This window comes from Pseudomonas sp. MEJ086, assembly GCF_030209025.1.
Taxonomy (GTDB): Bacteria; Pseudomonadota; Gammaproteobacteria; order Pseudomonadales; family Pseudomonadaceae; genus Aquipseudomonas; species Aquipseudomonas fulva_A.
Window position 1 is genome coordinate 34,008 of record NZ_JARVSV010000031.1, and the last position, 19,575, is coordinate 53,582.

Sequence of the window (19,575 nt, forward strand, 5' to 3'; positions counted from 1 at the left end):
GAGCCTGTCATTAGGCAGGGTGGCGCGCAGTTCGTAAAGTCTGTCCTGTTCCCGTTCGGGCAAGCGACTGACAAGAGAGATAAGCCATGCGACTGATCCAGTTCGAAACCCCTCAAGGCCAGCGCCAGGTTGGCGTGGTCGAAGGCGATGCCATCCACACAGTTCGCGGCATCAGCAGCACCCGCGAGTTGGCGCTGGCGGCGATCCGTGCCGGGCGCAGCCTGCAGGACGAAGTGAACAGTCGTGGCACTGAGGCTGGCCCGGCATATGCCGGTCTGCAGCAAGGCGGTCGTATCCTGCCGCCGCTCGATCACGAGGACCCGGCGCATTGCCTGATCACCGGCACCGGCCTGACCCACCTTGGCAGCGCCTCGACCCGCGACAAGATGCATCAGCAGAAGGCCCAGGACGAAGCCACCCTCACCGATACCATGCGCATGTTCCGCTGGGGGCTCGAAGGCGGCAAACCTGGCGCTGGCAAGGTGGGCGCGCAGCCGGAATGGTTCTACAAGGGCGATGGCGGCATCGTCGTGCGCCCCGGTGCCGACCTGCCGGTACCGGTGTTCGCCGAGGATGGTGGCGAGGAGCCGGAGCTGGTCGGTTTGTACGTCATCGGCGATGACGGCAAGCCTTACCGCCTCGGTTACGCGCTGGGCAACGAGTTCTCCGACCACGTGCTGGAGCGGCGCAGCTACCTGTACCTGGCTCACTCCAAGCTGCGTTTCTGCGCCTATGGCCCTGAGCTGCGCGTAGGTCAACTGCCAGCCCACCTGTCCGGCACCAGCCGCATTCATCGTGGCGGCCAGGTGTTGTGGGAGAAGGAGTTCCTCAGTGGCGAGGAGAACATGTGTCACAGCCTGGAGAACCTGGAGTTCCACCACTTCAAGTACCAGCAGTTCCTGCGTCCCGGCGACGTGCACGTGCATTATTTCGGAACCGCTACGCTGTCCTATGCAGACGGTATCAAGGCCCAGCCGGGCGATACCTTCGAGATCGAAATGAACGAGTTCGGCGCACCCTTGCGCAATGGGCTGGTGGCGGCCGACGAGCCGCTCGAGCCGGGCGGCGTGACTGCCCTGTAAACCATCCATCGTTATCCATGCCGGGGCCAGTTTTGGTCCCGCTTGGTTCTAACCAGGAGGAATATTTCATGTCCGTCAACGGCCATAACATCATCGGTGGTGCCTACAGCGCCCGCGGCTCCGTGAAACTGCAGAGCGTCGATGCCACCAGCGGTGAAACCTTGCCGTACGAATTCGTCGAGGCCACTGCGCAAGAGGTCGACGCCGCTGCCGAAGCTGCCGCCGCCGCCTACCCGACTTACCGCAGCCTGTCGGCGGGCAAGCGCGCCGATTTCCTCGACGCCATCGCCGACGAGCTGGACGCTCTGGGGGACGATTTCGTCGCCACCGTCTGCCGGGAAACCGCGCTGCCCGCGGGCCGCATTCAGGGCGAGCGCGGCCGTACCAGCGGGCAGATGCGCCTGTTCGCCACAGTGCTGCGCCGTGGTGACTTCTTTGGCGCGCGCATCGATCGCGCTTTGCCGGATCGTCAACCGCTGCCACGCCCGGACATTCGCCAGTACCGCATCGGCCTTGGCCCGGTCGCGGTGTTCGGTGCCAGCAACTTCCCGCTGGCTTTCTCCACGGCCGGTGGTGACACCGCTTCCGCGCTCGCCGCTGGCTGCCCGGTGGTGTTCAAGGCCCACCCCGGTCACATGGCTACCACGGCGCTGGTTGGCGCGGCGCTGCTGCGTGCTGCCGAGAAAACCGGCATGCCGAAAGGCGTGTTCAACATGATCTACGGGGGCATCGTCGGTGCCGCACTGGTCAAGCATCCCGCCATTCAGGCCGTCGGTTTTACCGGTTCGTTGCGTGGTGGCCGTGCTCTGTGCGACATGGCGGCAGCCCGCCCGCAGCCGATCCCGGTGTTCGCCGAGATGAGCAGCATCAACCCGGTCATCGTGTTGCCCGAGGCCCTCAAAGCGCGTGGCGCGCAAATTGCCGGCGAGCTGGCCGCGTCGGTGGTGCTGGGCGCTGGCCAGTTCTGCACCAACCCGGGCTTGGTGATGGGCATCCGCTCGCCGGCGTTCAGCGCCTTTCTGGAAAGCCTGACCGCCAAGATGGCCGACCAACCGGCGCAGACCCTGCTCAATGCCGGCGGTCTCGAGAGTTACGGCAAAGGCCTGGCGGCGCTCGCCGCACACCCCGGCATCACCCACCTGAGCGGGGCCAGGCAGGAGGGCAGCCAAGCGCGCCCGCAACTGTTCAAGGCCGATGTCGGTCTGCTGCTCGATGGCGACGAACGGCTGCAGGAGGAAGTCTTCGGCCCGACCACCATCGTCGTCGAAGTGGCCGACGAGGCCGAGTTGCTGACCGCCATGAAAGGGCTGCACGGACAGCTGACCGCGACCCTGCTCACCGAGCCGGGCGATCTGCCTGGCAGCGAGGAGCTGTTCGCACTGCTCGAACAGAAAGTCGGCCGCGTGCTGTTCAACGGCTACCCGACCGGCGTGGAAGTCTGCGACTCCATGGTTCACGGCGGCCCGTACCCGGCGACGTCCGATGCCCGTGGTACCTCGGTCGGCACCCTGGCCATCGACCGCTTCCTGCGCCCGGTCTGCTACCAGAACTGCCCGGACGCGCTGCTGCCCGACGCCCTGAAGAACGGCAACCCGCTGGGCATCGCCCGCCTTGTGGATGGCGCAAGCAGCCGCGACGCGCTGTAAGCACCACAGCAATACAGAAGCCGACCTCAGGGTCGGCTTTTTTATGGGCGGTGGATGGGGTCGTTTGCCCGGCCACTCATGTGGGAGCGCGCCATGCGCGCGAAATCACGGGCATGGCCCGTTCCCACAGCCAGTAGGGTGGATAACGCGAAGCTTATCCACCAATTACCTCAAAACCGCTGGTCCGCCGAACCCGCCCAAGCGTTGCCCCTGATCTTTGCCGGTGTTTAGCCGCGTGGCTTTGCGCGACACTAGGCGGATGAGTCCCGATGGAGCCGCCGATGAGTAGCGAAGAAAAATTCACCCGCCAGACCCTTCTCGACGTACAGACCCTCACGCCCACGCTGTTCACCCTGCGTACCACCCGGGACGCGGGATTTCGTTTCCGCGCCGGGCAGTTCGTCCGCCTCGGTGTGGAAAAGGCCGATGGCACCGTCGTCTGGCGTGCCTACTCGCTGGTCTCGGCGCCCCACGACGAGCATCTGGAGTTCTTTTCCATCGTCGTGCCGGGTGGCGAGTTCACCAGCGAGCTGAGCCGTCTGCGTGCAGGCGACAGCTTGCTGGTGGAGAAGATGGCGACGGGCTACCTGACCCTCGACCGCTTCATCGATGGCCGCGACCTGTGGCTGCTGGGTAGCGGCACCGGTATCGCGCCGTTCCTGTCGATGCTGCAGGATTTCGAAATCTGGGAACGCTTCGAACGCATCGTGCTGGTGTACAGCGCGCGCTCGGTCGCCGAGCTGGCTTACCAGGAGATGATTCAGGGTTTTGCCGAACTCGAGCATCTGGCCGAATACGCCCACAAACTCACCTACCTGCCTGTGGTTACCCGCGAACAGGCGCCGGGTTGCCTGAATGCCCGCATCACCGAACTGCTCGACAGCGGTGAGCTGGAACGTGCCGCTGGTCTGGAACTGGCGCCTGAGCACTCGCGGCTGATGATCTGTGGCAACCCGCAGATGATCGACGATATCCGCCAGCGCCTGAAGGCCCGGGGCCTGAACTTGAGCCTGACCCGGCGCCCCGGGCAGGTGGCCGTGGAAAACTACTGGTAAAGCGCCGTTACAAACTCAGCGCTTTCAGTGTGACTCGCGCTCCAGTAGATTGCGTGGTCTGTTTCCCACTATCCGGTCTTCATGGACAGCGACAGTAGACGATCGCCCTCGCCGTTATGGACGAGGGCGGTACTTCCCAAAGGCAGCGCCGCCCGGTGCAAGCCTTCCGCGCAGCCGAACGTTGCGCATTCTTCCCATCAGCCGAGACTTTCCGTGCCTGCCCCGTGCATGCGCGCCGCGTTCGGCTGCCTGCGTTTTTCCCTAGAGAGAGCTACACACTAAATGGAATGGATCGCTGATCCCACGGCCTGGTTGGGCCTGTTGACCCTGATCGTCCTGGAAATCGTTCTGGGCATCGACAACCTGGTGTTCATTGCCATCCTCGCCGACAAGCTGCCGCCCGAGCAGCGTGACCGTGCCCGTCTGATCGGTCTGAGCCTGGCGATGATCATGCGCTTGGGCCTGCTGGCCAGCATCGCGTGGCTGGTCACCTTGACCGAGCCGCTGATCGACGTGTTCGGCAAGACCTTCTCCGGCCGTGACCTGATCATGCTGTTCGGTGGTGTGTTCCTGTTGTTCAAGGCCACCATGGAACTGCATGAACGCCTCGAGGGGCGTACCCATCAGCATGCCGGCAGCAAGGTCTATGCGCGTTTCTGGCCAGTGGTGGCGCAGATCATCGTGCTCGACGCAGTGTTCTCTCTGGACGCGGTCATCACCGCCGTGGGCATGGTCGAGCACCTGCAAGTGATGATGATCGCCGTGGTGATCTCCATGGGCTTGATGATCGTGGCGAGCAAGCCGCTGACCGCGTTCGTCAATGCGCGCCCCACGGTGATCATGCTGTGTCTGGGCTTCCTGATGATGATTGGCTTCAGCCTGACGGCCGAAGGCCTGGGTTTCCACATTCCGAAGGGCTATCTGTACGCGGCCATCGGTTTCTCGATTCTGATCGAGCTGTTCAACCAGGTCGCTCGTTCGCGCCGCAAGCGCAGCCTGCAGGGCCAGCGTGGTCTGCGTGACCGCACCGCGCATGCGGTGATGCGCATGCTGGGCGGCAAGGTGCAGGCTGACGAAGTGGGCGAGGACATCGCCGACATGCTTGAGGGCGAGCAGGGTGAAACCGCACTGTTCGACCGCCGTGAGCGGGTGATGATCAGCGGCGTGCTGAACATGGCGGAGATGTCGATCCAGAAGGTCATGACCGACCGCATGGAAGTCGACCGCATCAACCTGGACGACGCCCCCGAAAAGATCCATCAGGCACTGCTCGACTCGCCGCACTCGCGCCTCGTGGTGACCCGCAACGACTCCCGTGATGAGCCCCTGGGCTACGTCCACAAGAAGGAGCTGTTCAAGGAGTTGCTCAAGGGCCAGCAGCCGGATATCGAGAGCCTGGTGCGTGCGCCGATCAATCTGCCGGACAGCTCCAGTGTGCTCAGTGCGCTGGAGCAGATGCGCCAGGGCTCTACTCACGTGGCTTTCGTGGTCAACGAGTTCGGTGGTTTCGAAGGGCTGCTGACCCTCACCGACATTCTCGAGGCCATTGCCGGTGAACTGCCGGATGCCAGCGAGGTGGATGGCCCGGATGTCGAGGAAGTGGAGGGCGGTTATCGCGTCAACGGTGCGGTCAACCTGGCGGTATTGCGCGATCGACTGGAATTCACCGCGCGCCCGACGGACGACTATCAGACCCTGGCCGGTCTGGCCATGAGCCTGCTCGACCGTCTGCCGCTGATCGGCGACAAGGTCGAGTACCTGGGCTGGGAGCTGACCGTGATCGAGGTCAAGGAGCGCCGGGTCACGCGGGTGCTGCTGAAACCCGCCACTGGCGAATAGGCCATGTAAGCTGCCCGCATGAACGACAACGGCGCCCCTGAGGCGCCGTTGTCGTTTGCGGTAATTGGATCAATCCTTGCGCTGTTGATCCTTGAGCAGGTCGCGGATCTCGCCCAGCAGCAGTTCCTGCGGAGTCGGCGCGGGCGGCACCGATGGCGCCACGGCTTCTTCACGCTTGAGGCGATTGATCGCCTTGACGCCCATGAAAATGGCGAAGGCGACGATGACGAAGTCGATGACTGTCTGGATGAACTTGCCATAAGCCAGCACCACGGCGGGTAGTTCGCCTTCGGCGGCCTTCAGGGTGATAGCCAGGTCGGAGAAGTCCACCCCTCCGATCAGCAAGCCCAGCGGCGGCATGATCACGTCGCCGACGAACGACGAGACGATCTTGCCGAAGGCGGCACCAATGATGATACCGACTGCCATGTCGACGACATTGCCTTTGACGGCGAATGCCTTGAATTCGTTGATGATGCCCATTTACAACCCCCATTAGTCTGATTCGTGCAGTGAAGTGTAAATCACTACCGCCCGTCTGCCATACACCGCCTCCAGGCCGCGCGTATCGGTTGTGACCCCTCTGCCGGAAAATTGTCCGAATTGATTACAGGATTTATGCCCCTGGGAGGTTCGCGCAAATGCGTTGCGTGGTGCTCGACAGACGGTGGTCAGGCTGCGTGACTGGGTTGACGGGGATCAACATGCTGCCGCCTGCTGCGGATTACAGTCGCCTCCAACTCGTCCATCAGGAGGCATGGCCATGCACATCGACTATTGCGCGCAGTCAGAAACACAATCGCTGCAACGCCAGCTCAGCAATCCGTCCTATGCGGCGCTGGCCGAGCAGTACGACGATGTGGACCGACGCATCGCACGCATCGAGAACGGTATCGAGCGGCCTGATGGCATGCCGCTTTCGGCGCTCAAGCTGCGGCGCTCCGGTCTGCGCGAGGATCTGGCTCGGCAGGTTGGCAAGGCCGAAAATGGATGCTGCAACTGCGGCAAGCAGTGCGGAACCCGTAAATCGAACTAGCCTGGCGTTGAGCGAAGCGATACCCGGCGCTGTTTTGACCAACTGGTAACGCCGGGATTGCTTTGCGGGTATCGCTGCGCTGAGGCGCAGGTTAGGGGTACAACACGAAGCGGCGCAGCCCGGGTTCATCAGGGGCTGGGTCCAGCTCCTTCACATTCTGCGGCAGTTCGCTCAGCACCTGCTTGCAGAAGGCGCTCGCCAGTTCGTCCTGCGCATAACAGCAGGTCAGCCAGGTGCGACCGTCGCTCACCACCTGCTGGAAAACCGCGCGCCCGATGCCCAGGCGGCGGTACTTGCGCAGAACGAACAGGTCGGCGAATTCCATCGTTGCCTCGCCCTGCTGATCGCAAGCCTCAAGCAACAGGAAGCCCGCGATGAAGCCATCCACCAGAATCAGCTGCGCGCTCCAGCCCTCGTCCTGCCAATAGCGCTGCAGGTGCGGTTGATGAACATAGAAGCGCCCGTCGATTTCGACGTCCTCCTGTTCCCAGTCCGAGGACTCGTAGGCGTAGAACTGGTAGAGGTTGCTGATCAGCGGCAGTTGCTCGGCGCTGGCGGGAACGAGTTCGATCGACATGGCAGGTATCTCGCGGCTAAGCGGTGCATTATCGGCGCCCGCGCTGCCTGCTGATAGTCGGCATGCCGAATGTCTGTAAATTTATCCAGTTGTTCGGTATCGTTTCGGGCTTCGCTTTTCAGCAGGACGACTCTCATGGCCAAGGCCAAACGCTTGTATGGCTGCACCGAGTGCGGCGCGACCTTTCCCAAGTGGGCCGGGCAGTGCGGTGAGTGCGGTGCCTGGAATACCTTGACCGAAACCATGATCGAAGCCGGCGCGCCGACGCCCAGCGGTAGGACGGGTTGGGCGGGCGCGCAGGCGCAGCTCAAGACCCTGGCCGAGGTCAGCGTCGAGGAGATGCCACGCTTCACCACCGCTTCGGCAGAGCTCGACCGGGTGCTGGGCGGCGGCCTGGTGGACGGCTCGGTGGTGCTGATCGGCGGTGACCCCGGTATCGGCAAGTCGACCATCCTGCTGCAGACGCTGTGCAATATTGCCCAGCGTTTCCCGGCGCTTTACGTCACCGGCGAGGAATCCCAGCAGCAGGTGGCGATGCGCGCCCGGCGTCTCGGCCTGCCCGAGGACAAGCTCAAGGTGATGACCGAGACGTGCATCGAAAGCATCATCGCCACCGCCCGTCAGGAAAAACCCAAGGTGATGGTGATCGACTCGATCCAGACCATCTTCACCGAGCAATTGCAGTCGGCCCCCGGCGGCGTCGCCCAGGTGCGCGAGAGCGCGGCGCTGCTGGTGCGTTTCGCCAAGCAGAGCGGCACGGCGATCTTCCTGGTCGGCCACGTCACCAAGGAAGGCGCTCTGGCCGGGCCGCGGGTGCTGGAGCACATGGTCGACACCGTGCTGTATTTCGAGGGCGACCCCGATGGCCGCCTGCGTCTGCTGCGTGCGGTGAAGAACCGTTTTGGTGCGATCAACGAGCTGGGCGTGTTCGGCATGACCGACAAGGGCCTCAAGGAAGTTTCCAACCCCTCGGCGATCTTCCTCACCCGTGCCCAGGAAGAGGTCCCCGGCAGCATCGTCATGGCGACCTGGGAAGGCACTCGGCCGATGCTGGTGGAAGTGCAGGCGCTGGTCGATACCAGCCACATGGCCAACCCGCGTCGGGTGACCCTGGGCCTGGACCAGAACCGTCTGGCCATGCTGCTGGCGGTGCTGCATCGCCACGGCGGTATTCCCACCTATGACCAGGACGTGTTTCTCAACGTGGTAGGCGGGGTGAAGGTGCTGGAGACCGCATCTGACCTGGCGCTGATGGCGGCGGTGATATCCAGCCTGCGCAACCGGCCGCTGCCTCATGACCTGCTGGTGTTCGGCGAGGTCGGCCTGTCCGGGGAAATACGCCCGGTGCCGAGCGGTCAGGAGCGCCTCAAGGAAGCGGCCAAGCACGGTTTCAAGCGCGCCATCGTGCCCAAGGGCAATGCCCCGAAGGAGGCACCGGCGGGCTTGCAGGTGGTGGCCGTGACCCGCCTCGAGCAGGCTCTGGACGCGCTCTTCGAGTAAGCGCGTCCTTGCCTGGACGTGGTTTGCCTCAGTGGATCGGACAGGCTGCGTCGGCCTGCTGGCGACGCTGCAGGCGCTGGCCGATGCGTGCCAGCCAGGCGTTGCGGCGTGCCGGGCGCTGTGCCTGACGTTGCGAAGGGAAGTCGATTGCCTTGGCGATAGGGGCGCTGATCATGACGATGCCTCCGTGGGGAATGTTCCCCTGTTGGGTTCGTCTCTATCCTGCGATCCGGCCCATCGGAGCGCCTTGATCGAGATCAATCATCGCCGCGGCACCTGCGCGACGGGACGCCGCATGGCTTTCAGTCTTCCTCGCAAAGCGCAGCCAGTTCCCGTTCGAGCAGGTGTTCATCACCCAGATTGAGCTCGACCAGACGGCGCAGATGGCTCATGGAGTCGAGGTCGATGTGATGGCACTGAAAGCCCAGTACACGCTCCTCGAGATGCACCAGCTCGACCTGCATCGCTACCTGCAGCTTGTCGTCGAGGGTAACGCGCACCAGATAATCCTCACCGGTGGCGCCATCCCAGTTCCAGGGGCGGCGCACCAGAACGCCCTTGAACGAGATGTCGTGAAGCTCCACTTGCCAGATCCGTTCGCCCTGGACGATTTCCGCGGGGGCATCGAAGGCGATGCGCTGGAAACGTCGGCGTTCGTGGGTGTCGCTCATGTGAGGTGTCCTCTGTTTGTTTTGTCCACTATAGCCAAGCCAGCGCATCGCCGTCGTCAGTCGATGGGGTCACGCTGCTGAAGTGAGTGATGGGTGGCCTATGGATAGGATCGCGCGGGCAGGAAAACATTCGCGATCCATTGTCAGGTCTCCGGTGACCAGCCGTACTCCATGGCGTGCTTGACCAGATCCGCCGGCTTTTCGATATCCAGCTTGCGGCGGATGTTCAGACGATAGGTTTCCACGGTGCGTACGCTGATCTGCAGCTCTCTGGCCATGGCCTTGTTGTTGAGCCCCTGCGCCATCATCAACAGAACCTGCCGTTCGCGAGGCGTGAGTTCGCCCTCTTCGGTTTCCTCCTGCGACAGTTTCTGCGCAACGTCGCCGCTGTAGAAGCGGCCGCCGACCGCAAGCACGTCGATGGCCGAGATGATTTCCTGCGAGGGTGCTTCCTTGAGCACGTAACCCGAGGCACCCATGCGCAGCGAACTGCTGACGTATTCCTGATTGTCGTACATGCTCAGGATCAGCACCTTGATGGACGGGTGGCGCTTTTTGATGATGCCGGTCAGTTCGAGGCCGTTGATGTCCTTGAGGCCGATGTCCATCAGCAGGATATCCGGCTGCTCACGTGCCACCAGTTCCAGTGCCTCGCTGCCGCTGCCGGCTTCACCGACGATGTCGAAGCGCTCGACCATCGAGAGCAGCGTGCGTATGCCGTCGCGGACCAGGACGTGGTCGTCGACGAGAGCGATGCGGATCGTCTTCATGACAGCGGATCCTGGTTGGGGGGCGTGGCTGCGGAGAGTAACAGGGCTACGTCGAGCTTGGTGCCGGATGACGTCGAGGTGACGTTGAAGTCGCCACCGAAGTGTTCGACCCGCTCGCGAATATTGCGCAGGCCGATACCGCCGCTGTGCTGTTCGGCTTTGCGTGGGCTGAAGCCGCCACCGTCATCGCTGATACGCAGGTTAACCCGGCGGCTGTTACCGGTCAGGCTGATTGCCACGCGGCTGGCGTGGGCATGGCGCTCGATATTGGTCAGGGCTTCCTGAAGGATGCGGAACAGCGCCACGTTCATGTCATCGCTCAGCCGGGTATCGCTCAGGCCGTTGTGATAGCTCACGCTGAGGCCACTGCGCTGCTCGAATTCGCTGGCCAGTTGGCCGATGGCCGAGGCGAGGCCCAGGGTGTCGAGCAGGGATGGGTGCAGGTCGTGGGAAATGCGCCGTACTTCGCCAATCGCGCCTGCCAGGCGCTCGATCCCCTGGCGCAGGGTCTGCGCGGCGCTGGCCTTGCCGGCCTCCAGTTCGTGAGCGGCCAGTTCGAATTTGAATTTGATCGACACCAGCAACTGGCTGATACCGTCATGCAGTTCGCGAGACAGCCTCGAGCGCTCTTCTTCCTGCGACGTGATGATGCGCTGGGTCAGCTGTTGCAACTTGCGGTCGGCGAGGCGGTGCTCGCTGACGTTGAGGGTCAGGCCGCTGGCGAATACCAGCAGTACCGCGATCAGCGCGACGATGGCGATGGCCAGCATGGTGGTACGAATGCCGCTACCCACGTCGTGGCGAACCTGGGCGATGGCGTTATCGACGTCCTCCAGATAGATGCCGGTGCCGAGCATCCAGCCCCAGCGCTCGAGCATGGTCACGTAAGCGAGCTTGTCGGCCATCTGGCCGGTGGACGGCTTCTGCCAGCCGTAGCGCTGAAAGCCGTCGCCCTGGGTCGCGCTACGGATCAACGCCTGGATCACCAGCAGACCGTGGGAGTCGGTCATGTTCCACAGGTCTTTGCCCACCAGAGTGCCTTGGCGAGGGTGCATCAGGCTTTTGCCGTTACGGTCGTAGACGAAGAAGTAACCGTCGCTGCCGAAGTTGATACGTGCCAGCAGGGCGAGTACCTGACGCTTGGTCTCATCGTCGTCGAGGCCGCTGTCGTAAAGCGGCCCGATGGTGCTCAGCGCCATCTCCACGTAGTGCTTGAGCTCGGCCTGCTTGCTGCTGAGGATGCTGTGTTCGATAAGTTGCGCCTGTTGGTTGCCCAGGCGCTGGTTCTGGATCAGCACCAGCAGGCAGACCACCGCCACGGCCAGCAGCATCGGCAGCAGACTGAGCGCGACGATCTTGTGCTTGAGTTGCATCGATTCACTCCGGACGGGAGGTTTGCTGGCAGGGTAGGGCTGGGCGCATTGATCACCCCCGGGGCAGTGGGCCGCCAGAGCATACACAAAACCGGGTCGTGACCGGTTGGTAGGTTCGGTTCTGGCCTACGTAGTTCTACGCAGGGGGCCGTGGGTAGTTTTGCGAATTACTCGAAAGGGGACTTATATGGATAGTTGCGGGGGCTCTGTTGCGGAGCAAAACAATAACAATGAACGTCGCGGACAGACGTCTGCGGCAGGAGAGGTCAAATGACCAGAATGGCTAGCCATATCGCCTGGTTTGCCGTCGCCTTACTGGGCGCCTTCGCGCTAGGTACCGTGGCGCTGAACCGCGGTGAGTCGATCAACGCCCTGTGGATTGTCGTCGCTGCCGTGGCGATCTATCTCGTCGTCTATCGGTACTACAGCCTGTTCATCGCCACCAAGGTGATGCAGCTCGACCCCAGTCGCGCTACCCCCGCCGTACTCAACAACGACGGCCTGGACTACGTCCCTACCAACAAACACATCCTCTTTGGTCACCACTTCGCCGCCATCGCTGGCGCCGGCCCGCTGGTCGGCCCGGTACTCGCCGCGCAGATGGGCTATCTGCCCGGCACCCTGTGGCTGATCGCCGGTGTGGTCCTGGCCGGTGCGGTGCAGGACTTCATGGTGCTGTTCATTTCCACGCGCCGTAACGGCCGCTCCCTGGGGGAGCTGGTACGCGAGGAAATGGGCCAGGTGCCAGGCACCATCGCGTTGTTCGGCGCCTTCATGATCATGATCATCATCCTCGCGGTGCTGTCGCTGATCGTGGTCAAGGCGCTGGCGGAAAGCCCATGGGGCATGTTCACCGTCATGGCGACCATTCCCATCGCCATGTTCATGGGCATTTACATGCGCTATATCCGGCCTGGCCGCATTGGTGAGATCTCCCTTATCGGTGTGATCCTGCTGCTCGGCTCCATCTGGCTGGGTGGCGTGATCGCGGCCGATCCCGTATGGGGCCCCGCCTTCACCTTCACCGGTGTGCAGATCACCTGGATGCTGATCGGCTACGGCTTCGTCGCCGCGGTATTGCCGGTATGGCTGATCCTGGCTCCACGTGACTACCTGTCGACCTTCCTGAAGATCGGCACCATCATCGCCTTGGCTATCGGCATTCTGGTGGTCATGCCCGAGCTGAAAATGCCGGCGCTGACTCAGTTCACCGACGGCACCGGGCCGGTGTGGAAGGGCACGCTGTTCCCCTTCCTGTTCATCACCATCGCCTGCGGCGCGGTATCCGGCTTCCACGCCCTGATCAGCTCGGGCACCACGCCCAAGCTGCTCGCCAACGAGTCCCATGCCCGTTACATCGGCTATGGCGGCATGCTGATGGAGTCCTTCGTGGCCATCATGGCCATGGTCGCCGCGTCGGTGATCGAGCCGGGCGTGTACTTCGCCATGAACAGCCCTGCCGCGCTGGTCGGCTCGGATGTCCAATCGGTTGCCGCCGCGGTCAGCAGCTGGGGTTTCGTGATCACTCCCGAAGAACTGGAAGCGGTTGCCCGAGACATCGGTGAAAACACCATTCTGGCCCGCGCCGGTGGTGCGCCGACCCTGGCCGTGGGCATCGCGCAGATTCTTCACAGCGTGCTGCCAGGTGAAAACACCATGGCCTTCTGGTACCACTTCGCGATCCTGTTCGAGGCGCTGTTCATCCTCACCGCGGTCGACGCCGGTACCCGTGCCGGGCGCTTCATGCTGCAGGATCTGCTGGGCAACTTCGTGCCGTCCATGAAGAAGACCGAGTCCTGGTTCGCCAACGTCATCGCCACCGCTGGCTGTGTGGCGCTGTGGGGTTGGCTGCTCTATCAGGGCGTGATCGATCCGCTGGGCGGCATCAACACCCTGTGGCCGCTGTTCGGCATCTCCAACCAGATGCTGGCTGGCATCGCGCTGATGCTCGGTACCGTGGTGCTGATCAAGATGAAGCGTCAGCGCTATGTGTGGGTAACGCTGATCCCGGCCACCTGGCTGCTGATCTGCACCACCACCGCAGGGCTGATCAAGCTCCTCGACCCGAACCCGGCAGTCGGTTTCCTGGCCCTGGCCAAGAAGTATCAGGCGGCGGTGGATGCCGGTCAGATCCTCGCTCCGGCCAAGGACCTCGGTCAGATGCAGCACGTGATCCTCAACGCCTACACCAACGCTACCCTGACCGTGCTGTTCCTGTTCGTGGTGGTCAGTGTGCTGTTCTATGCCGTCAAGGTCGGTCGTGCCGCCTGGCAAAAGGATTCGCGCAGCGACAATGAGGCGCCGTATCAGGCCATTCCTGCCGACGCACCGGAGGTCGCCCGTGTTCAATGATCTCAGCCGCATGGGCAAGTACCTCGGCCAGGCCGCGCGGATGCTGGTGGGGATGCCCGACTACGACACCTATGTCGAGCACATGGCCAAGAAGCATCCGGACAAGCCGGTGATGAGCTACGAAGCCTTCTTCCGCGAGCGCCAGGAAGCGCGTTATGGTGGCGGCAAGGGGCGGCCTATCCGCTGCTGTTGATCTCTCCGGGCTAACCGCCCGGTTCAAGAACCACACGCCACGCCTAGTCGTGGCGTGTGTCATTCAGAGGAACGCTTTTCCATGTCTTTTTCCCCCATTCCGGTCACCGTGCTCAGCGGCTTTCTCGGGGCTGGCAAGACCACCCTGTTGCGTCATGTGCTGAAGGCTGAGCACGGCCTGAAAATCGCGGTCATCGAAAACGAATTCAGTGAAGTACCGATCGACAGCCAGTTGCTTGGCAGCGAGCCGGTGCAGGTGATGACCCTGGCCAATGGCTGCGTATGCTGTTCCATCCACGTGGAGCTCGAGAAGGCGTTGTTCCTGCTGCTGGAGAAGCTCGACAGCGGCGAGCTGTCATTCGATCGTCTGGTGATCGAATGCACCGGCCTCGCCGACCCGGCGCCGGTAGCGCAGACCTTCTTCGCGACGGAGGAGTTGTGCGAGCGTTACGTGCTGGACGGCATCATCACCCTGGTGGATGCCGCCAACGCCGAGCGCCACCTGCAGGAAACCATCGCCCAGGCTCAGGTCGGTTTCGCTGACCGCATTCTGTTGAGCAAGACCGATCTGGTCGACGAAACCAGCCGTGAGGCCTTGATCGCGCGCTTGCAGCGCATCAACCGACGGGCGCCTATCCGGGTGGTCGAGCACGGCCGTATCGACCTGGGCGAGCTACTCGATGTGCGTGGTTTCAACCTCAACGCCGATATCGCACCGAGCCTGCGCCCGGTTGCATCTGGCAAGAACAGCGACCGTATCTCCACGCTGGTGCTCACCAGCGATACGCCACTGGATCTGGATCGGCTTTCCGGCTTCATGGAAGGGCTGTTGGAGGAGCACGGCAATTCACTGTTGCGCTACAAGGGCGTGCTGAGCATTGCCGGGGAGGACCGTCGCATGGTGTTCCAGGGCGTGCTGCGGCTCTATGGGTTCGATTGGGACAGCGAGTGGGGTGCTGACGAGAAGCGTGAGAGCGTGATCGTCTTCATCGGCGACAACCTGCCTGAAGAGGCGATTCGCCAGGGCTTCGCCGCGCTGAGCGCCTAGTTTTCCCAAGCATAAAAAATGCCGGGCAGCTCGCGCTGTCCGGCATTTTTCATTCCCGTGAACCCTTACTCGTCGAGGAACGAGCGCAGGTGTTCGCTACGGGTCGGGTGACGCAGCTTGCGCAGCGCCTTGGCTTCGATCTGGCGAATACGCTCGCGGGTAACGTCGAACTGTTTGCCCACTTCCTCGAGGGTGTGGTCAGTGTTCATGTCGATACCGAAGCGCATGCGCAGTACCTTGGCTTCACGTGCAGTGAGGCCGGCCAGGACTTCGCGGGTGGCTTCCTTGAGGCTTTCCACGGTCGCCACGTCGATCGGCGATTGCATGGTGGAGTCCTCGATGAAGTCGCCCAGGTGCGAATCTTCGTCGTCGCCGATCGGGGTTTCCATGGAGATCGGCTCTTTGGCGATCTTCAATACCTTGCGGATCTTGTCCTCGGGCATTTCCATGCGCTCACCCAGCTCTTCCGGAGTAGGCTCGCGGCCCATTTCCTGAAGCATCTGGCGGGAGATGCGGTTGAGCTTGTTGATCGTCTCGATCATGTGCACCGGAATACGGATGGTGCGGGCCTGGTCGGCGATCGAGCGAGTGATCGCCTGACGGATCCACCAGGTGGCATAGGTCGAGAACTTGTAGCCACGACGGTATTCGAACTTGTCCACCGCCTTCATCAAGCCGATGTTGCCTTCCTGGATCAGATCGAGGAATTGCAGGCCACGGTTGGTGTACTTCTTGGCGATCGAGATCACCAGGCGCAGGTTGGCTTCGACCATCTCTTTCTTCGCGCGGCGGGCTTTCGCCTCACCGATCGACATGCGACGGTTGATGTCCTTGATTTCGGCCAGGGTCAGGTCGCTTTCGGTCTGCAGGGCGATCAGCTTCTGCTGGCAGCGCTGAATGTCGGCCTGCAGGTTGCCGATGGCTTCCGCATACTTGGACTTGCCCTTGGCCAGGCTCGCGGCCCAGTCCAGATCCACTTCGTTGCCCGGGAACAGGCGCAGGAAGTCGGCGCGCGGCATACGTGCATCACGTACGCACAGCTGCATGATGGCGCGTTCCTGGCCACGCAGACGATCCAGCGCTTCACGTACGCGCACTACCAGTGCGTCGTACTGCTTGGGCACCAGTTTGATCGGCATGAACAGCTCGGCCAGCGCCTTGAGTTCGGCGATGGCCTGCTTGCTGCTGCGGCCATGCTTCTTCAGCGCTTTCTTGGCGATTTCCAGCTGGTCGGAGACTGCCGTGAAGCGGCGCAGAGCCTCTTCCGGATCAGGGCCGCCGTCGCCTTCTTCTTCCTCGTCGTCGCTGTCGCCGTCTTCTTCTTCATCGTCCTTTTCTTCGGCTGCATCGCCGGCCGCAGCGGGCACGGGGGCCGCAGCTTCAGCAGGAACGATGCCGTCGTCCGGGTCGATGTAGCCACTGAGCACTTCGACCAGACGGCCGCCCTCGGTGGTGACGCGGGTGTACTCGGCGAGAATGCTGTCGACGGTCCCCGGGAAGTGAGCAACTGCGCCCATTACTTCACGGATGCCTTCTTCAATGCGCTTGGCGATTTCGATTTCGCCTTCACGGGTCAGCAGTTCCACGGTACCCATTTCACGCATGTACATGCGCACTGGGTCCGTGGTGCGACCGATATCGGTTTCAACCGCAGCCAACGCAGCAGCCGCTTCTTCAGCGGCAGCTTCGTCGGTGTCGGCATCGGCCAGCATCAGGGCGTCTGCATCCGGAGCACTCTCGTGTACCGGGATCCCCATGTCATTGATCATGCGGATGATGTCTTCCACCTGCTCAGGATCTGAAATATCCTCGGGCAGGTGGTCGTTGACCTCTGCGTAAGTCAGATACTTCTGCTCACGACCCAGGGTGATCAACTCTTTGATACGAGATTGCTGTTGCGCTTTTCCGGACATAACACCCTATCCACTGAAGGTCTTGGCGGGCTGAAAACAAGCCGAGGATTATACCTCAGCTCGGCGCTCAGGCGCCAGTTGGGGTCTTGCTGGGCGAGGTGAGGTTGCTGTAATGCTCTCGCAGCAGTGCCTTTTCCTCGTCGGTGAGTTCGCTCGGGCTTTTCTGCATGATGCTGCGCAGAGCGGTTTCGCGCCGTCTTAGCGACTGGCTATGGACAAGTGTAGTTATGGTGTCGAAAAACTGCCGTTCAAGGTTGTCCTGATCGATTAACCATTCTTTTTCTGCCAGTACCTTGAGCAGGCGGCCCTGTTCGGTGCCGTGCCAGCGGGCGATCAGTTGCAGCGAACGCAGGGCCGGCTGCTTTTGCAGGGTGCCCACTAGCGCTACCAGTAACTGGGCGTAAGTGTCGCCTTCGGCAGCGAAATTGCTGACATCGTCGACCCTTTGTGCCAGTTCCGGGTGGTGCAGCAAGCTGCGCAAGGCGCTCAGGTGGGGTGACTCGACGCTCACCGCCGTGCGTGGCGGGTGATAGTCGTCGCGGCCTTTCTTGTTCCACTTGCCGCCGCCGTCCTTTTTCCATTCGCCCTTGCCCTGTTTTCTGGCGGGGCGCTCGAAAGCCTGTACCGCTTGCTGCTCCTCGTAACTCGGCGCCGCGTCGTAGTAAGCGCTATCGGGGATGGCTTCGAACGGCGGCGCGTGGTGATCGCTGCTCTGCTGGGCGGGAGCCTGTGTCTGGCGGGCTGGCGGCGCCGACATCTGGCTCAGGGTGTCGGTATCGAGGCCGGTGATCTGGGTCAGGCGTTGGCGCATCAGGGCGCGCAGGGTATTGCCGGGGATCTTTTCGATCAGCGGCGCGGCCAGGGTCACCAGGTGTGCCTTGCCCTCCAGAGAGCGGGGGTCCGCCTCTTCGCTCAACTGCTGAAAGAAGTAGTCCGCCAGTGGCTGGGCATGTTGATGGATGCGTGCGCGGAAAGCATCGGTGCCTTCGCTGCGCACCAGGGTGTCCGGGTCTTCGCCTTCGGGCAGGAACAGGAAGCGTGCGCGGCGGCCATCCTGCAGGTTCGGCAGGGCGGCCTCCAGTGCGCGCCAGGCGGCGTTGCGGCCGGCCTGGTCGCCATCGAAGCAGAACAAGACGCTCGGCACCAGGCGAAACAGGCGCTTGAGGTGTTCCTCGCTGGTCGCCGTGCCCAGAGTCGCCACGGCATTGCGCAGGCCTTGCTGGGCGAGAGCGATGACGTCCATGTAGCCCTCGACCACCATGATCTCGTCGAGATTGCGGTTGTGCTTGCGCGCCTCGTACAGGCCATAGAGCTCCTGGCCTTTGTGGAACACCGGAGTTTCCGGCGAGTTCAGGTACTTGGGTTTGTCGTCGCCCAGTACCCGGCCACCAAAGGCGATGACGCGGCCGCGGCTGTCGTGGATGGGGAAGATCACTCGATCACGGAAGCGGTCGTAGCGTTTGCCGCTGTCGGGATTCTCCACCAGCAGGCCGGCATCGATCATCGCCTTGTGCTGCAGGCTGTCGCCGGCCAGGTGTTTGAGCAGGTTGTCCCAGCCGGGTGGTGCGAAGCCAAGGCCGAAGTCCCGGGCGATCTCGCCGGACAGCCCACGACCTTTCAGGTAGTCGACCGCGGCGCGGCGCTGCGGGTGGCTCTTCAGTGCCTGGCGATAGAAGTCCGCGGCGGCCTTGAGCAACGCATAGAGTGGCGAATCGCTCGGTTGGCGCGGCTTGCCGCCGCGTCCGCCGTCTTCGCGTGGGACGTCCATGCCGGCACGTTTGGCCAGTTCCTCTACCGCCTGGGGGAACTCCATCTGGTCGTGATCCATCACGAAGCCCAGGGCGTTGCCGCCGGCGCCACAGCCGAAGCAGTAATAGAACTGCTTGTCGGGGCTGACGGTGAAGGACGGGGACTTCTCCTTGTGGAACGGGCAGCAGGCGCTGTAGTTCTTGCCGGTCTTCTTCAGCTGGATGCGCGAACTCACCACATCGACGATGTCGGTGCGGTTGAGCAAATCATCGATGAAGGATTGCGGGATCAGTCCGGCCATAGGTGCTCAATAGTGCCGCAATGCGCGGGGAAACGGCAGCGGCAAAAACGCAAAAACTCCGATCATTCGCCAGGAGGCGAAGCGGAGTCTTTGACGATAATGCCTGGCGTGGGCCAGGCATAGAACGTTGCTTGTACGGTATTAGTACAGGCGAACGCTGCGGCGCTGTTCGCGCTGCACTTTCTTGGCGTGACGCTTAACAGCGGCAGCTGCTTTGCGCTTACGCTCGGCGGTCGGCTTCTCGTAGAATTCGCGGCTACGAACTTCGGCCAGAACACCGGCTTTTTCGCAGGAGCGCTTGAAACGACGCAGAGCTACGTCGAAGGGTTCGTTCTCTTTAACTTTGACGGCTGGCATCCAGAGCTACCTTCTTTATTACCGGAGGTTTGTGTCTTCCGGCAACGGCACGGAAAGATCACAGGTTTTTAAGGGTTGCGGATGTTACCGCCTCGTCAACCGGAATGCAAAGCC

General features: G+C 62.5%; 18 protein-coding genes. 9 read left to right on the forward strand and 9 right to left on the reverse strand.

The genetic code is table 11. The annotated features are described in order from the left end of the window. The first annotated feature begins 86 nt into the window (after positions 1-86). From araD1 to QRN22_RS20160, 4 genes are all read left to right on the forward strand, one after another. Positions 87-1,082 carry an AraD1 family protein gene (gene araD1 / locus QRN22_RS20145; protein ID WP_042556562.1) on the forward strand — a complete coding sequence of 332 codons (996 nt, stop codon included), beginning with the start codon at positions 87-89 and terminating at the stop codon, positions 1,080-1,082. Between the two features lie 68 nt (positions 1,083-1,150). Next, positions 1,151-2,728: an aldehyde dehydrogenase (NADP(+)) gene (locus tag QRN22_RS20150; RefSeq protein WP_042556563.1), complete on the forward strand. Its 1,578-nt coding sequence runs from the start codon at positions 1,151-1,153 to the stop codon at positions 2,726-2,728. 281 nt (positions 2,729-3,009) lie between these two features. Then, positions 3,010-3,783: a ferredoxin--NADP reductase gene (locus QRN22_RS20155; protein ID WP_042556564.1), complete on the forward strand. Its 774-nt coding sequence runs from the start codon at positions 3,010-3,012 to the stop codon at positions 3,781-3,783. Between the two features lie 282 nt (positions 3,784-4,065). Next, positions 4,066-5,622, forward strand: a complete 1,557-nt coding sequence (locus tag QRN22_RS20160) for a TerC family protein (RefSeq protein WP_042556565.1) — start codon at positions 4,066-4,068, stop codon at positions 5,620-5,622. A 69-nt stretch (positions 5,623-5,691) separates the two neighbouring features. Here QRN22_RS20160 and mscL read toward each other — a convergent pair whose 3' ends face one another. Next, complete coding sequence (gene mscL / locus QRN22_RS20165) at positions 5,692-6,105, reverse strand: large-conductance mechanosensitive channel protein MscL (RefSeq protein WP_042556566.1); 414 nt, start codon at positions 6,103-6,105, stop codon at positions 5,692-5,694. Positions 6,106-6,379: 274 nt separating this feature from the next. Between mscL and QRN22_RS20170 the strand changes: the two genes are divergently transcribed. Then, positions 6,380-6,658 carry a DUF465 domain-containing protein gene (locus QRN22_RS20170; protein WP_082045925.1) on the forward strand — a complete coding sequence of 93 codons (279 nt, stop codon included), beginning with the start codon at positions 6,380-6,382 and terminating at the stop codon, positions 6,656-6,658. 91 nt (positions 6,659-6,749) lie between these two features. On the opposite strand, the gene QRN22_RS20175 is transcribed toward QRN22_RS20170, so the two are convergent. Then, a complete protein-coding gene (locus QRN22_RS20175) occupies positions 6,750-7,235 on the reverse strand; it encodes a GNAT family N-acetyltransferase (protein ID WP_042556568.1) in 486 nt (161 codons plus the stop codon). 135 nt (positions 7,236-7,370) lie between these two features. On the opposite strand from QRN22_RS20175, the gene radA reads away from it, so the two are divergent. Beyond that, a complete protein-coding gene (gene radA / locus QRN22_RS20180; RefSeq protein ID WP_042556569.1) occupies positions 7,371-8,735 on the forward strand; it encodes a DNA repair protein RadA in 1,365 nt (454 codons plus the stop codon). A 28-nt stretch (positions 8,736-8,763) separates the two neighbouring features. On the opposite strand, the gene QRN22_RS20185 is transcribed toward radA, so the two are convergent. The 4 genes from QRN22_RS20185 to QRN22_RS20200 all read right to left on the reverse strand — a co-directional run bounded on the left by QRN22_RS20185 (position 8,764) and on the right by QRN22_RS20200 (position 11,549). Then, complete coding sequence (locus tag QRN22_RS20185; RefSeq protein ID WP_156152819.1) at positions 8,764-8,910, reverse strand: hypothetical protein; 147 nt, start codon at positions 8,908-8,910, stop codon at positions 8,764-8,766. A 127-nt stretch (positions 8,911-9,037) separates the two neighbouring features. Continuing rightward, a complete protein-coding gene (locus tag QRN22_RS20190; RefSeq protein WP_042556570.1) occupies positions 9,038-9,406 on the reverse strand; it encodes a PilZ domain-containing protein in 369 nt (122 codons plus the stop codon). 143 nt (positions 9,407-9,549) lie between these two features. Then, positions 9,550-10,176 carry a response regulator gene (locus tag QRN22_RS20195; RefSeq protein ID WP_042556571.1) on the reverse strand — a complete coding sequence of 209 codons (627 nt, stop codon included), beginning with the start codon at positions 10,174-10,176 and terminating at the stop codon, positions 9,550-9,552. After that, positions 10,173-11,549, reverse strand: coding sequence for a cache domain-containing protein (locus tag QRN22_RS20200; RefSeq protein ID WP_042556572.1), 1,377 nt, complete (start codon positions 11,547-11,549; stop codon positions 10,173-10,175). The genes QRN22_RS20195 and QRN22_RS20200 overlap by 4 nt, the downstream gene beginning before the upstream one ends. Before the next feature lie 270 nt (positions 11,550-11,819). On the opposite strand from QRN22_RS20200, the gene QRN22_RS20205 reads away from it, so the two are divergent. From QRN22_RS20205 to yjiA, 3 genes are all read left to right on the forward strand, one after another. After that, positions 11,820-13,901: a carbon starvation CstA family protein gene (locus QRN22_RS20205; protein ID WP_042556573.1), complete on the forward strand. Its 2,082-nt coding sequence runs from the start codon at positions 11,820-11,822 to the stop codon at positions 13,899-13,901. Further along, on the forward strand, positions 13,891-14,094 hold the full coding sequence (locus tag QRN22_RS20210) for a YbdD/YjiX family protein (protein WP_042556574.1): 204 nt from the start codon (positions 13,891-13,893) through the stop codon (positions 14,092-14,094). Before QRN22_RS20205 ends, QRN22_RS20210 begins: the two co-directional genes overlap by 11 nt. A gap of 81 nt (positions 14,095-14,175) precedes the next feature. Continuing rightward, positions 14,176-15,141, forward strand: coding sequence for a GTPase (yjiA, locus tag QRN22_RS20215; protein WP_042556575.1), 966 nt, complete (start codon positions 14,176-14,178; stop codon positions 15,139-15,141). Between the two features lie 65 nt (positions 15,142-15,206). Here yjiA and rpoD read toward each other — a convergent pair whose 3' ends face one another. The 3 genes from rpoD to rpsU all read right to left on the reverse strand — a co-directional run bounded on the left by rpoD (position 15,207) and on the right by rpsU (position 19,461). Next, positions 15,207-17,054 carry an RNA polymerase sigma factor RpoD gene (gene rpoD / locus QRN22_RS20220; RefSeq protein WP_042556576.1) on the reverse strand — a complete coding sequence of 616 codons (1,848 nt, stop codon included), beginning with the start codon at positions 17,052-17,054 and terminating at the stop codon, positions 15,207-15,209. A gap of 67 nt (positions 17,055-17,121) precedes the next feature. Next, positions 17,122-19,104 (reverse strand): DNA primase, encoded by a 1,983-nt coding sequence (gene dnaG / locus QRN22_RS20225; protein ID WP_042556577.1) that lies wholly within the window; start codon positions 19,102-19,104, stop codon positions 17,122-17,124. Between the two features lie 141 nt (positions 19,105-19,245). Further along, entirely contained in the window at positions 19,246-19,461 is a 216-nt protein-coding gene (gene rpsU / locus QRN22_RS20230) for a 30S ribosomal protein S21 (RefSeq protein ID WP_003290642.1), read from the reverse strand. Positions 19,462-19,575: the final 114 nt, after the last annotated feature.